The sequence below is a fragment of the Acidovorax sp. genome, from assembly GCF_046291265.1.
GTDB lineage: Bacteria > Pseudomonadota > Gammaproteobacteria > Burkholderiales > Burkholderiaceae_C > Acidovorax.
In genome coordinates, this window is the sequence record NZ_JBKBTV010000018.1 from 62773 (window position 1) to 76415 (window position 13643).

General features: G+C 58.7%; 12 protein-coding genes. All 12 read left to right on the forward strand.

The features are described 5' to 3' along the window. The first annotated feature begins 7 nt into the window (after positions 1-7). Positions 8-1528 carry a lipid II flippase MurJ gene (locus ACK41V_RS09505; protein WP_409781143.1) on the forward strand — a complete coding sequence of 507 codons (1521 nt, stop codon included), beginning with the start codon at positions 8-10 and terminating at the stop codon, positions 1526-1528. Between the two features lie 13 nt (positions 1529-1541). Next, positions 1542-2348, forward strand: coding sequence for an aldolase/citrate lyase family protein (locus ACK41V_RS09510; RefSeq protein WP_409781146.1), 807 nt, complete (start codon positions 1542-1544; stop codon positions 2346-2348). After that, positions 2345-2902 (forward strand): sugar transferase, encoded by a 558-nt coding sequence (locus ACK41V_RS09515; protein ID WP_409781149.1) that lies wholly within the window; start codon positions 2345-2347, stop codon positions 2900-2902. Before ACK41V_RS09510 ends, ACK41V_RS09515 begins: the two co-directional genes overlap by 4 nt. Before the next feature lie 155 nt (positions 2903-3057). Then, the gene (gene gcvPA / locus ACK41V_RS09520; protein WP_409781151.1) at positions 3058-4458 is read left to right on the forward strand and encodes an aminomethyl-transferring glycine dehydrogenase subunit GcvPA; all 1401 of its coding nucleotides are present in this window, start codon (positions 3058-3060) and stop codon (positions 4456-4458) included. A gap of 1 nt (position 4459) precedes the next feature. Beyond that, the gene (gcvPB, locus tag ACK41V_RS09525) at positions 4460-5887 is read left to right on the forward strand and encodes an aminomethyl-transferring glycine dehydrogenase subunit GcvPB (protein ID WP_409781154.1); all 1428 of its coding nucleotides are present in this window, start codon (positions 4460-4462) and stop codon (positions 5885-5887) included. A gap of 9 nt (positions 5888-5896) precedes the next feature. Further along, positions 5897-7651: an asparagine synthase (glutamine-hydrolyzing) gene (gene asnB, locus ACK41V_RS09530; protein ID WP_409781157.1), complete on the forward strand. Its 1755-nt coding sequence runs from the start codon at positions 5897-5899 to the stop codon at positions 7649-7651. A 69-nt stretch (positions 7652-7720) separates the two neighbouring features. Beyond that, entirely contained in the window at positions 7721-9040 is a 1320-nt protein-coding gene (gene glnT / locus ACK41V_RS09535) for a type III glutamate--ammonia ligase (RefSeq protein WP_409781160.1), read from the forward strand. A gap of 98 nt (positions 9041-9138) precedes the next feature. Next, on the forward strand, positions 9139-10338 hold the full coding sequence (locus tag ACK41V_RS09540; protein WP_409781163.1) for a hypothetical protein: 1200 nt from the start codon (positions 9139-9141) through the stop codon (positions 10336-10338). Between the two features lie 65 nt (positions 10339-10403). After that, on the forward strand, positions 10404-11720 hold the full coding sequence (locus ACK41V_RS09545; protein WP_409781166.1) for an N-acetyl sugar amidotransferase: 1317 nt from the start codon (positions 10404-10406) through the stop codon (positions 11718-11720). Positions 11721-11732: 12 nt separating this feature from the next. Then, the gene (gene hisF, locus ACK41V_RS09550; protein ID WP_409781169.1) at positions 11733-12488 is read left to right on the forward strand and encodes an imidazole glycerol phosphate synthase subunit HisF; all 756 of its coding nucleotides are present in this window, start codon (positions 11733-11735) and stop codon (positions 12486-12488) included. Next, the gene (hisH, locus tag ACK41V_RS09555; RefSeq protein ID WP_409781172.1) at positions 12485-13135 is read left to right on the forward strand and encodes an imidazole glycerol phosphate synthase subunit HisH; all 651 of its coding nucleotides are present in this window, start codon (positions 12485-12487) and stop codon (positions 13133-13135) included. The genes hisF and hisH overlap by 4 nt, the downstream gene beginning before the upstream one ends. Next, positions 13135-13643 (forward strand): Gfo/Idh/MocA family oxidoreductase (locus ACK41V_RS09560; RefSeq protein ID WP_409781175.1); only part of this gene is annotated, 509 nt, incomplete at its 3' end. The genes hisH and ACK41V_RS09560, both read left to right, overlap by 1 nt.

Below are 13643 nucleotides of genomic sequence, written 5' to 3' on the forward strand. Positions count from 1 at the left end.
TTGCTGCATGTTCCTCAAAGCTGGCCTGCTTTCGCTGCTATTGCTACTCGCCAGCCGGGTGCTCGGTGTATTGCGCGAGACGGCTATTGCGGCCGCATTTGGCAGCTCCGGTATGGCCGACGTAGTGATTGTCATGCTGACCCTGCCCGACTGGCTGGCCGGCGTTCTGGTTAGCGGCGCGTTGGCCTATGTGCTTTTGCCCCAATGGGCTAAAGAGTCGGCCTCGCAGAAAGACGCTACGCAAAACCAGGTGGCTTGGCGCTTGCTGTGTTTGGCCGCTGTATTGGCCGTTGCAATAGGTTTTTTTCGAACCCCTTTGGTCGCCTTGCTTGTGCCTGGAGTGCCGTCTTCATTGCAGGACGCTGCAAGTAACGCAGTGGCGTGGAGTGCCTTGGCCTTGCCCGCTGCCATGTTGGCTGGTCTGTGGGCCACACGGCTCCAGCATGAGCGCGATTTTGTGGGCCTTTACAGCGCTAATCTCGTTGTGAACGGTGTGCTTATCGGCGCTCTCCTTTTTGTGGGTGCGCAGGGCATGGAGCCCGCTTCGGGGCAGGTGCTCGGTGTTTGTTTGCTGGTGGCAATGCTCTTAAGGCTTGTGTGGCAAGGCTGGCGTTTGCGTCGTTTTCGTGACCACGCCCTATCGCCTGTGTCGGGGGCTTCGGTTTGCCTTCCGCATTGGCGCATCTGGGTGTGGGCCGCTTTGGGTGCGGGGCTGCCCTTGACGCTGCCTTTTGCCGCGAGATCCCTGGCTTCGGGGGCTGGAGAAGGGGCTTTGGCCACTTTCAACTACGCCTGGAAGCTGGTGGAATTGCCTTTGGTGCTGGCCATTCAGTTGGTGGCTTCGCTGGCTTTCCCTGCAATTGCCAGCGCCCATGCGGCACAGGCAGTAGCGGGTGGCAAGGGCACGGATGGGATGACCGCCGCCGTGCGGACAGCCCTCGTGCTGGCCTGGACGCTGGCGTGCGCCGCAGCGGCAGCCGTGCAGGTGGGAGCGCCTGCGATTGCCTCTTTGTTGTTTGGCTGGGGGCGTATGCAGGATTCTGCGTTGGTGCAGATAACAGCCTGGGGAAGTGTGGGGGCGTTGGGGTTGTTGCCGCAAGCGCTTTTGGCTGTGGCGTTGACGGTGTTGGCCACAATAGGGCGCATGCGATTTGCGGTGCTGGCCTATGTGCTGGCTCTTGCAGTGCTGGCGTCAGCAACTGCAGTGGGGCTGACATCCGGGTCTGAACTGATGTGGACCTTGAACGTCGGTTTTTCGGTAGCAGCGCTGGTGGCCTGGAGCGCGGTGGGTGCATCTGCCGTGCGTCGCTGGGTGCCGGTGTCCGCGTTGTTTGCACCACTACTGACGCTGGTGGTCGTGGCTTTGCTGGCGCATTGGTCGGGATTGTCTGATGGCACGGCTGTGCAGGCCCGAAGCATAGGTCGCGAGCAGGTTCAGGCGCTTGTCTGGTCTGTGTTGGCTGCTCTTGCTGTAATAGCGTCGGGCTGGCTCCCTGGCCTCGGTTTGCGTCAGGCCTTCCGGTCATAATCGTTGCAACACCATGATGGATTTTCTTCAAATCACCAACGATCCTGTGCTTGCGCGCCGTTGCGACGCCATACCAGGCATACGGTTGTTTGTCGATCTTGAAATTAACGGCAAGGCAGAGCGTCAGGCTGGGCGCAATACCTTCATCAGCACGCACCAACTCGACGATGTTGGGCGCATAAAAGCGGAACTTCATCGGTCCCAATTGATGGTGCGGGTGAACCCCCTGCACCCTGGCACTGCTAGGGAGTTGGACGCGGTTTTAGCCCAAGGGGCGGACCTCGTGATGCTGCCAATGTTTCAGGCTCCTGATGAGCTGCAGACTTTCAGTCGCATGGTGGCGGGGCGTGTGCCCATCGTCGCGCTGCTGGAGACAGCGGGTGCGCTTCGTTCTCTGAACGATTGGGTTGATACGCCTGATTTGTGGGAAGTGTTTGTCGGGCTGAACGACTTGCATCTTTCGCTGGGATGCCGGTTTATGTTTGAGCCCTTGGCGCAGGGCGTCGTAGATCACGTCGCCGGCCGGGTCCGGTCGCAAGGTTTGCGCTTTGGTTTCGGTGGTATTGCGAGATTGAATGAGGGGTTATTGCCGGGGCGTTGTGTGTTGGCAGAGCACGTTCGGCTTGGCTCAGAGGCCGTGATTCTTTCGCGCACTTTCCATCGTGGCGAGGCTGTTGAATCTCTTGAGAATCAAATCCAAACATTGCGGTCGGCAGAAGAGGAGCTGGAGATGCGCACCTCGCAGCAGGTTGAGGCTGATCAGCTGCGCGCTCGTGAGGTCATTGAAGCCATCGCCTTGGGCATGGAGCATGCAACGTGAAGCGTCTGATGGATATCTCGGTGTCCCTGGCAGCGTTGATTTTGCTCAGTCCGCTTTTGTTGATCGCAACCGTCGCGTGTACCGTTGGCGATGGCTTTCCTGTCCTGTTCCGGCAGGTACGCGTGGGGTTGAACGGGCGCGAGTTTCGCATGTACAAGTTTCGCAGCATGGTGCGTGATGCGAATACCTCTGGACCACATTTCACAGACGGTGCCGACGATCCGCGCATTACACGCGTCGGACGCTTGCTACGCCGCACCAGCATTGACGAATTGCCCCAGCTTCTGAATGTCATCAAAGGCGATATGAGCCTGGTTGGACCGCGTCCCGATTTGCCGGTCCAACGCGGTCTTTACTCTGAACATCAATGGATTGAACGCTGCAGCGTGCGCCCGGGTATTACCGGGCTGGCGCAAGTCTTGTTTCGGTCAGATGCGACTCATGACCAGCGGATCGCTGCGGACTTACGCTATGTTCGTGAAGTGAGCATTTGGCTGGATTTTCGAATTTTGCTCTGGACCATCAACCGGATCGGGGGGCGAGCCGCAAATTAGACGTGCTCTTTAGGTGTTGGCAACCTAACGATGCTACGCTCTCAATCGAGAGTGATTTGCTCGCACCAAGGGCTGCCTATTTAGTGCCCATCTATAATCTTTTGACCCATTTTTGTCGCTCAAACTCGCGTTCCTGAACAGACGCCTTTATCCCCGTGAACCAAAGACAGAATGACTCTGTGATGGCGCAAATGCCGATCGGATTTAACGTGCACACGGGCTCGGATGTTCAAGCCATGCTGGATGTCATGGGGCTTCACTCGGTCGAGCAACTTTTTGCCGATGTACCTGCTGAGGTGCGTCTGCAACGCGATCTCAGACTGCCCCCTGCGCTCAGTGAGTGGGCGCTCATGCGTGATGTGCGGGCAATGGCTGATATGAATGCCACGGTGGTGTCTCACTCCAATTTTCTTGGATGCGGCGCATACGAGCACTACATTCCTGCAGTGGTGGATGCCATCGTTTCGCGGGGAGAGTTTTTGACAGCCTACACACCTTATCAGCCTGAAATGAGCCAGGGTCTGCTGCAGGCCCTGTTTGAGTTTCAGGTGTTGGTCGGGCGTCTATTGGGGCAGGAGTGCGTGAATTGTTCCGTATATGACGGCGCAACGGCGTTGGCCGAGTCATGCTGGATGATGTGCTCTGCGAGTGGCAAGCGTCGTGTAGTGGTAGCCCAAGCGGTTTGGCATCAATACCGCGAGGTACTAGACACTTACCTACTGCCGCGTGGGGTGCACGTGGACTATGTGAGCCAATGCCCTGAAACCGGCATGGTGGATTTTGGCGCTGTTGCAGGCTTGGTGACTCGCGGTGATGTGGCTGGTGTCGCGCTGCAGACCCCCAACGCCATGGGTGTGATTGAGGATGTGCAGTCCGTTGCGCGGATATGCAAGCAGCACAACACGCTGTTTGCGGTGTGCGTCAACCCTTTGTTGTGCGGTTGGCTTGAAGCGCCGGGCAATCTGGGGGCCGATATTGTGGTCTGTGAAGGCCAGCCACTGGGCTTGCCTCTTGCAGCAGGCGGCCCGTATGTCGGCATCATCGCCTGCGCAAAGCCGCTGGAGCGTTACCTGCCAGGCCGTCTGGTCGGGCGGGTACATGACCTGAACGGCAAGCTAGGCTATGCACTCGTCAAGGAAGACCGTGAGCAGCACGTCGCGCGTGATAAGGCCACTAGCCACATCTGCTCGAACCAGGCGCTCAATGCGATCCGCGTGGCCATACACCTCACATGCCTTGGTGAGGCCAATTTCATGCGCATCGCTCAGGCCAACGCAGCATTGGCTTTGCAGTTGCGTGAGCTGCTGACAGCCCTGCCCCGCGTGAAGGTGCTGCGCAGCGGTGTGCACTTCAATGAATTTGCCATCGAGTTGCCAGTGCCAGCGGTTGTGTTTTGCCGTCGCATGCGCAGCCGGGGCATCTTTGCAGGCGTACCGGTGAGCGAGGTACTTGCCGGTCATGACTGTGGCCTGCTTGTGGCCGTGACAGAAATGAAAACAACCGCTGACCTTGAAGCGTATGTAACCCAGGCGCGCGCCTGCCTGCAGGAGTCCTGAGATGCCGGCCACCTCTGCCTCCCAGACCATCACCGAACTGCATCGCGCCGGTGCAGCCAGCGATATTTTTGCCGGAAGCCCGCCGTTCGTGAAAACACCCGTGGTGCCTTCTTTCGTGCGCCAGCGCGTTGCCATTGGGCTGCCCGAAGTTGCGGAGGTTGATGTCGTGCGCCACTTCACGCGCTTGAGCCAGGAGTCTCATGGCGTGGACAATGGGCCGTACCCGCTTGGTTCATGCACGATGAAATACAACCCCAAGCGCAATGACGAGTTGGCTCGATTGCCTGGGTTCATCGACGTGCACCCGCTGCAGGACACCGACACGCTCGTCGGCGTGTGGGAGATGTACGAACGCCTGCAGGGGATGATTTGTGAAGTCACCGGCATGGATGCGTGCTGCCTTGCGCCTGCAGCTGGCGCGCATGGCGAACTGGCCGGTTTGCTTGTGATTCGCGCTCACTTTGGCCATAAAAACGACCGTCGGCCGATCGTGCTCGTGCCCGACTCCGCACATGGAACCAACCCTGCTTCTGCGGCAATGGCGGGATTTGAATGCCGTATCGTGCCCTCCGACATGAAGGGTCGCGTCGATATGGTTGAGCTGCGCGCCATGCTCACAACCGATGTGGCAGCCTTCATGCTGACCAATCCGTCCACGCTCGGCCTGTTTGAAGACCAGATCGTGGAGATCGCCGACGCTGTGCATGCCAACGGCTCTCTGCTTTACTACGATGGCGCCAATCTGAACGCGCTGATGGGTATCGTGCGCCCAGGTGACATGGGGTTTGACGTGGTTCACGTCAATGTACACAAGACCTTCTCAACGCCCCATGGCGGTGGCGGTCCTGGTGCTGGTCCCGTGGCCGTGAAGGCTGCGCTGGCCGCGTTTCTACCCAGCCCTGTGGTCGTGCGCAGGAACGGCGTTGCCCAGCAAGACGATGAGCGACCGCTTTCTATTGGGCGTATGAAAAGTTTCCATGGTCATGTCGGTGTGCTGTTGCGCACATACGGTTATCTGCGCACCATGGGCGGCGCAGGTCTGCGCGCGGCTTCTGAGAACGCGGTGCTCAACGCCAACTATCTGCAGTACCAACTCGCGCCCATGCTGCCACCGGTCTATGACCAGTTCTGCAAGCACGAGACGCTGTTGTCCGGCGGAAAGCTCAATACCTCGGCGCGCCAGTTTGCCAAGCGGTTGATCGACTACGGTATCCACCCGCCGACCCTGGTGGGCGCGGGCTGCGTCTATTTCCCGGGTGATCTGAAGTCAGCCATGCTGATCGAGCCGACCGAGACCGAAACGAAAGCTAGCCTTGACTATCAGATCAGCATCTTCCGCCGTGTCTTCGAAGAAGACGCGACGAACGAAGCGCTGGTGGAAAGTGCACCGCTGAGCCGAAAAATCGCTCGCCTAGATTTGACTACCTGAAGGATTGCCATGTGTGGAATTGCTGGCGTAGTGAACGCCACGGACGTCACCAAGGACGACGTCTGGAAAATGATCGATTGCATCAAGTATCGCGGCGTGGACGAGCAGGGCGTTGAAGCGCTAGGTCGCGCCGTGTTAGGCCACGCACGACTTGCTGTGGTCGATCCTGAAAACGGCATGCAGCCAATGAGCAGTACCGATGGCAAGGTCTGGGTCGTGTTCAACGGCGAAATCTTCAACTTCATCGAACTGCGTGAACAGCTTAAGGCCAAGGGTTACAAGTTCAAGTCGCGCTGCGATACCGAGGTGCTGGTACATCTCTGGTGCGAAAAGGGCGAGAAGATGCTGGAAGATCTGGTGGGCATGTTCGCCTTCTTTATCTGGGACCAGCGCACCGAAACTGGCATGCTGGCGCGCGACCGCCAGGGCATCAAGCCCTGTTTTTATGCACCTTACGAAGGCGGTATTGCCTTCGCCAGCGAGATGAAAGCCATCCTCGCCTTGCCGAAATTCGAGCGCAAGGTCAACGAGACGGCGCTTGGCAACGTCTTCACCTTCAACTATTGCCCCCCGCCAGAGACTTGCTTTGAAGGCATCCGCCACCTGCCACCCGGTACCTTTATTCGATATGGCGCGGGCGAGTTCTCAGAACCTGTGCGCTATTGGAGTTGGCCGCTGGACGGCCCGCGCGTGGATGCAACGCAGGAGGATCTGGAGAAAGCGCTGGACGAAGCCATCCGGCTGCAAATGCGTTTTGACGTGGGCGGGGGCCTGTTGCTTTCGGGTGGCGTTGATTCATCCGTGATTGCATCTCGCCTGGTGCCACAGTGGAACCGGCCGCAGTTGGATGCCATCGGCCTGCGCATTGAGGACAAGGGCTTTTCTGAATATTCATACGCGCAGCGTGTGGCTGCCGACTTAGACATCAATCTCACGGCGCTGGATATTCGTCCGGCCAATATTCCCGAGATTGCGCAGCAGGTGGTGCGCCATGCCGAGCAGCCGCACGGAGACTTCTCGTTCTTCTTATTCTTCCTGCTGTCACGCCAGGCTCACGAGCAAGGCAAGATCGTCATGTTCACCGGTGACGGGCCCGACGAGGTGATGCTTGGCTTCCGCCACAACGAACAGTTTTTCTCGGAGATGACGCGGGCCAACTTCTCGATGCGCAGCTACTTCGACCTTATTAGCTACACGACGGAGAAAGACCGCCGCCGCATGATGAGTGCGGAATTTTTCCCGCACACCCAAGGTGCGCTTGACAAGTTCATGAACATCATCGAGCCGTTTAGCGATCTGGAGCCGATGGAGCAAGTCGCTGCCTATGAGCTCACCGCGCTCATGCCCGGAAATAATTCTGTAAAGGGCGACCGTATGGGCGCCTGCTGGTCCATCGAAGGCCGTGCGCCGTTCCTGGATCACCGCGTGAGTGAGTTATTTGCGCGTTTACCGGTTACTTCCAAGTTCTATCAGGGGGTGGGTAAGCACTTCCTCAAACAGACGGCCGAGCGCTATTTTGACCATGACTTCGTATTCCGCCCAAAGACCATGCCCACGCTACCGATCGGCGAATGGATCAAGGGCCCCTTGTACACCTGGGCGCGCGACATTCTGGCTTTGCCTGATGGTGGACGCTTTGACAACAATGAGCTGCACGTCATGCTGGACGAACATCGCAGCGGCCTGCACAACCACACCAAGCAGCTGCGCACGCTGCTCATGACCAAGCTCTGGCTGCAGGAGTTTTTTCCGCAGACCGCATGAGCCTCATGGGCTTCATGAGACCTGGAGCCAAGTCTCGACGAATCACGCTGGGTAAAAAAGAAAGAGACCATGAAAGAGTTCGCCTCGAAAGAGTTTGATTACTACCTGGCGCAGTTTGTTGATATCCATGGTCGGCCCAAAGCCAAGTTGGTGCCGGGCAAGCACAAGGACATGATCTTTGGCTCGGGTGCAGGCTTTGCTGGCTTTGCCATCGCGGGCATGGGCATGGGCCCTCATGGCCAGGAGTTCATGGCTGTCGGAGACAAATCAGACGTGCGTCCTGTACCTTGGATGCCCTCCACGGCATTAGTCACCTGTGATGGCCACGTGAACGGCCAGCCGCACGCGTTCGATTCACGTGTTATCGCCAAGAAAGCGCTGGCGACTTTTCGTGAGGTGACGGGCTTGGAGTTTTTCTCGGGTCTGGAACCCGAGTTTTTTCTGCTTCGCAAAGACGAGGTCGGCAATTACGTCGTAGCTACCGATTCGGAATCGCTGGACAAGCCCTGCTATGACTTCCGCCACCTGTCCACTGTGTCGCCCTACCTTATGGAGTTGCAGTCGGCACTTGCCGAGGCGGGCATCGACGTCTATCAGATCGACCATGAAGACGCCAATGGTCAGTTCGAGATGAACTTTACCTACGGCGAAGGCTTGAAGACGGCAGACAATCTGACCTACTTCAAGATGGCCGCGCAGGCGATTGCCAAGAAGCACGGCATGTTGTGCTCGTTTATGCCCAAGCCATTTGCAGAGCGCTCGGGCAGCGGCCTGCACATGCACATGTCGGCCGGCAAGAAATTTGGTCACAACGCGTTTGAAGATGCGTCTGATCCGCTTGGCATGAGTTTGTCCCCGCTGGCCTATCAATTCTTGGGCGGGCTGATGGCCAATGCTTGCGCCCTTACGGCCATTGCTGCGCCGAGCGTCAATAGCTATAAGCGGCTGGTGAAACTTGGCTCGCGCTCGGGCGCGACCTGGGCGCCGATCAACATCGCTTGGGGCGATAACAACCGCACGGCGTTCGTTCGTATCCCTGGCGGGCGGCTTGAGTTGCGACTGCCAGATTCAGCGTCCAACCCTTACCTGCTTACTGCCGCGATCATTTACGCTGGGCTGGACGGTATCAAACGCAAGTTAAGACCCGGCGAGCCGTGCAACGAAAACCTGTACGCGATGAGTTCTGTTGAACTTGCAAAAAGAGGTATCAAGCGCTTGCCTACTTCGCTGCCAGACGCACTGGATGCACTCGAGGAAAGTGCGGTACTCACGCAGGGCCTTGGCGAAGCCTTCGTACGCGAGTTTCTCAATGTGAAGCACATGGAATGCGACGACCTGATGCTCAACGTGTCCCCGTCGGAATTCCGCCGCTATGTAGACTTCTTTTGAAGCTTGGCTTGGCTTGGCTTGGCATGGCATGGCATGGCATGGCATGGCATGGTCACCGGGCCCTCGCCACAGCGATCCTGTGTGACTTGTGTGGTGCAATGAAAAAAATTCTTTTCGTCACCTATGGTAGCGGCCACGTACGCATGGTCGTACCCGTCGCGCACGCGCTGGCCGCCCGTGGCGTTGCGCAGGTTCAAGTGCTGGCGCTGACCACGGCAGCGCCGGTAGCTCGTAGCGCTGGCCTTGATGTGCTTCAGTTCAAGGACTTCATCACACCCCAAGATACCGATGCTCTGGTGCATGGCCGCCGGTTGATGGCCGGCATGACAGGGCCCATCGCGGATCCAGCAGAGACAGAAGCCTACCTAGGCCTGTGCTGGGCCGAGCTTGAGGAGGACGTGGGTCCACAGGAGGCGGCGCGTCGCTATGAACGCGACGGCCGACAGGCCTTCCTGCCACGGCGAGTTCTGCAGCGCATCGTGGAGCAGGTCGCGCCTGCAGTCGTCGTGGCAACGAATTCACCACGCGCTGAGCGAGCGGCCCTTATGGCAGCGCGGGAGTTGGGCCTGCCTTCGGTTTGCATGGTGGATCTGTTCTGTCTTGACGAGGTATGGATACGGCAGGGTGGCTTTGCTGACTGTGTTTGCGTGCTCAATGAAGCGGTGCGACAGTTTCTCATCACCGAAGGCCGTAACCCTGAAGAGGTGAGTGCCACCGGCAATCCAGCTTTTGATGCACTGGGCGATCCTGTCCAGGTCGAAGCAGGCCGCCTCCTGCGCAAAGAGCGCGGCTGGAATAACAAGAAGTTGCTGCTGTGGCCAACGCAGGTCGAGCCGGCCTTTCACCCTTTCAATGGCCAATCCGGCAACCCGCAACTGCCGGTGATGGCGATGACTGAAGTGATTGCTTGGTTAATGGCGAGGCAAGACGCTGTGCTCTGTGTGCGCCCGCGCGCCGGCGAGACGCCCCCTTCGCTGCCGCAAGATGCACGCATAGTTGTCGTGGGCCAGGAAACACCGCTGGCGCGACTGTTGCATGCAGTGGACGTGGTTGTCACACTAAACTCCACAGTGGGCCTGGAAGGACGTCTGGCGGGTACGCGACTGGTTCAAGTACTGGGCTCGGTGTTTGATAAGGCCATGCCGCTCAAGAGCTATGGCATAGCCGATGAGGACGCCACCATTGGCAGCATCGGAGTCGCGCTGGACCGGGCCATCAGGCTGCCCCGTGCGGCCGGTGCACAACAAGGGGGCGGGGCTACGGACCGAGTGCTCGAAGTCATCCGCAGGTTCCTATAATTCGGCGGAAGTGGCCCAAATTTTTTTATGGTCACACCCACTTGGCCATCTCTGAATCAGCCTTCATGTCATTCATCCAATCCCCAGCCTCGGTCGACCTGTCTGACTTTGATGCAAGCGACGACGAGGCCAAGGTCAAATACGGCCTTCCCCGCTACGCTCACTTCTGCAAGCACTGCGTGATCTCCAATCAGCGGCCCAACTCGGCTGTGGAATATCAGCACACAAAAGGTAGCAAGAAAGCTACTATTGCGTTCGATGATGAAGGCGTGTGCGACGCTTGCCGATATGCCGACCAAAAGCACAACAGCATCGACTGGAAGGAGCGTGAGGACCAGCTCGCCGCTCTGTGCGACAAGTTTCGCAGCAAGTCCGGGTATGACTGCTTGGTGCCCGGTTCGGGCGGCAAGGACAGCTTCTACGCATCCCACGTGCTGAAGACGCGCTTTGGCATGCACCCGCTCACGGTGACTTGGTCGCCGCACCTCTACACCGAATGGGGGTGGAAGAACTTTGAGTCGTGGATTCATGCGGGCCATGACAACTACCTAATGACGCCCAATGGCCGCATCCATCGACTGCTCACGCGGCTAGCGGTCGAGAACCTGTTCCATCCGTTCCAGGCCTTCATCTTCGGGCAGAAGTCGCTGGCGCCGAAGATGGCTATCCTGCACGACATTCCCTTCGTGATCTACGGCGAGAACGAGGCCGAGTACGGCAACCCGATCGGCGACACCTCCAGCGCCAAGCGTGACTGGTCTTACTTCACTTCGTCGAATAAATCAGAGATATATCTTGGAGGCACCTCGTTGGACAGTCTGTACAACGACTTCGGCGTCGAAGAGCAGGACCTGCTCCCCTATTTGCCGGCCGATCCAGCACAGATTGAGCGGAAGAACATTGAGGTTCACTACCTGGGCTACTACCTCAAATGGCATCCGCAAAGTTGCTACTACTACGCGGTGGAGCATGGTGGCTTTGAGGCATCACCCGAGCGCACGCCAGGCACCTACAGCAAGTACAACAGCATCGACGATCGCATCGACGATTACCATTACTACACGACTTTCATCAAGTTTGGAATTGGCCGTGCTACGTACGACGCTGCGCAGGAAGTGCGCTCACGCGACATCACGCGCGAAGAGGCTGTCGCCTTGGTGCGCCGCTACGACGGCGAGTTCCCAGAGCGGTTTGTAGATGAGATCTTTCGCTACCTCAGCATCACGCCGAAGGACTTTCCAAAGGCCTCGAAGATGTTCGAGAAGCCAGTGATGGACCGCGCGCACTTCATGGCGTTGGCCGACAGCTTTCGCTCTCCGCACCTGTGGAAGCGCGAGGCTGGCCAGTGGAAGCTGCGTCACACGGTCTTTGACGGCAGCTGAGGCGCCACAGGCATGGCCCGATTGCGCATCATCCCCCGACTGGACATCAAGGGTCCGAATCTTATCAAGGGCATCCGGCTGGAGGGCCTGCGTGTCGTAGGCGACCCGAGCGAGTTCGCGCTGCGCTACTACGCTGAGGGCGCTGATGAGATTGTCTTCATGGATATCGTCGCCAGCCTCTACCAGCGCAACAGCCTGGCCGACATCATTAGCCGTGCGGCTGATCAGATTTACATCCCCATCACCGTCGGGGGCGGTATTCGCACGCTTCAGGATGTGAACATCATGCTGCGCTCAGGTGCTGACAAGGTAGCAATTAACACTGCTGCAATTGCGCGGCCCGAGCTCATCTCTGAAGTCTCCAAACGCTACGGTTCGCAATGCATGGTGCTGTCGGTCGAGGCCAAGCGTAACGGGCCGGGGAGGTGGGAAGCGTATACAGACAATGGGCGCGAGCACACGGGCCTTGACGCTATCGATTGGATTGAACGGGCGGTGGCGCTGGGCGCGGGCGAGGTGCTACTCACCGCCGTGGACCAAGAAGGCACGCGCAAGGGACTCGATATCGAGCTACTTAAGGCCGTTAACGCGCGCGTGAGCGTGCCTGTGATCGCCAGTGGCGGCTTCGGACCGGTGGAAGACCTGAGACGCGCGGCCGATGTTGGCACTTCAGGCATCGCGATTGCCGACGCGCTGCACTGGCGGCGCATGACAGTGCAGGATATCAAGCAGCATGCGCGTGATCAGGGCCTGGAGGTACGGTCATGAACGCACGGCCAGTGACGGTCATCGACTATGGCATCGGTAATCTGCTGAACGTGGTGCGCGCATTGCAACATTGCGGCGCTGATGTCACGGTGGTGGATCAAGCCAGTCAGGTGCAGGCTCTTCCCGAGCGTCTTGTGCTGCCTGGCGTGGGTGCTTTTAATGATGGCATGCTGGAGTTGAAGGCACGTGGCTTCGACGATCTGGTCAAACGATATGCTGATGCACAGCGGCCCTTCTTGGGTATCTGTGTTGGCGCGCAGATGCTGTTCGATGTAGGCGAGGAGTTTGGTGACACGCCTGGCCTGGGTCTGATCCCAGGCCGTGTGCAGCCTGTGTCTGCCTTTGGTGCTGATGGTCTGCCTCACCGGATTCCCCATATTGGCTGGAGCGCTCTTACCTTGCCACCAGCGCGCGGGGGGTGGGAGGGCACCATTCTCAAGCGTGCACAGCCTGGCGAGCCGATGTACTTTGTTCACTCGTTTGCGCCGATGCCTACGCATGAGGAGCACCGTTTGGCGGATACATCGTATGACGGCGTGCGCATCTGTGCCGCCGTTGCGCGCGACCATATTTACGGTTGCCAGTTCCATCCGGAACGCAGTTCGGTGCACGGCCTGTCCATTCTTTCGGCGTTCCTGGAGCTGTGATGGCCTTGCGTGTGCTGGTCACTGGGCGTGGATCAATCGCGCAGCGCCATGTGCGGCATCTGAGACAGCAACGGCCTGATGCAGTCTTCGGCGTTGTGTCGGGCACAGGTCAGATTGATGCTTCGCTGAATCCCTGCGACATCCTTCCCGACTTTGCGCGGGGGCTGAAGTGGAAGCCTGATGCGGTAGTCATTGCCAGTGTGTCCAGCCGTCACGCGCATGAACTACAGGCTTGTCTTGACTTGGAACTGCCTTGCCTGGCTGAAAAGCCGCTGGTGACAGAGCGCGCAGCGCTCGCGCATTTGCACGCAGCGCGCGACGCTGCAAGGAGCAATTCAGCCGTTTTGGTCGGCTGTAACCTGCGTTATCTGCCGGTGCTTGCACGCGTGCGTTCCTTGCTAAAAGGCGGCGCCCTTGGCACCATCGTGCGCGCGCATCTAGAGGTCGGGCAGGACCTGACGCAATGGCGGCCTGCACGCGAGACGGCGGCAACGTACAGTGCTGACCC

What these genes read in the sequence shown, in the direction of transcription:
- ACK41V_RS09505 (WP_409781143.1), top strand. Translation starts at nt 8, where the DNA reads ATGTTCCTCAAAGCTGGCCTGCTTTCGCTGCTATTGCTACTCGCCAGC.
- ACK41V_RS09510 (WP_409781146.1), top strand. Translation starts at nt 1,542, where the DNA reads ATGATGGATTTTCTTCAAATCACCAACGATCCTGTGCTTGCGCGCCGT.
- gcvPB (WP_409781154.1), top strand. Translation starts at nt 4,460, where the DNA reads ATGCCGGCCACCTCTGCCTCCCAGACCATCACCGAACTGCATCGCGCC.
- asnB (WP_409781157.1), top strand. Translation starts at nt 5,897, where the DNA reads ATGTGTGGAATTGCTGGCGTAGTGAACGCCACGGACGTCACCAAGGAC.
- glnT (WP_409781160.1), top strand. Translation starts at nt 7,721, where the DNA reads ATGAAAGAGTTCGCCTCGAAAGAGTTTGATTACTACCTGGCGCAGTTT.
- ACK41V_RS09540 (WP_409781163.1), top strand. Translation starts at nt 9,139, where the DNA reads ATGAAAAAAATTCTTTTCGTCACCTATGGTAGCGGCCACGTACGCATG.
- ACK41V_RS09545 (WP_409781166.1), top strand. Translation starts at nt 10,404, where the DNA reads ATGTCATTCATCCAATCCCCAGCCTCGGTCGACCTGTCTGACTTTGAT.
- hisF (WP_409781169.1), top strand. Translation starts at nt 11,733, where the DNA reads ATGGCCCGATTGCGCATCATCCCCCGACTGGACATCAAGGGTCCGAAT.
- hisH (WP_409781172.1), top strand. Translation starts at nt 12,485, where the DNA reads ATGAACGCACGGCCAGTGACGGTCATCGACTATGGCATCGGTAATCTG.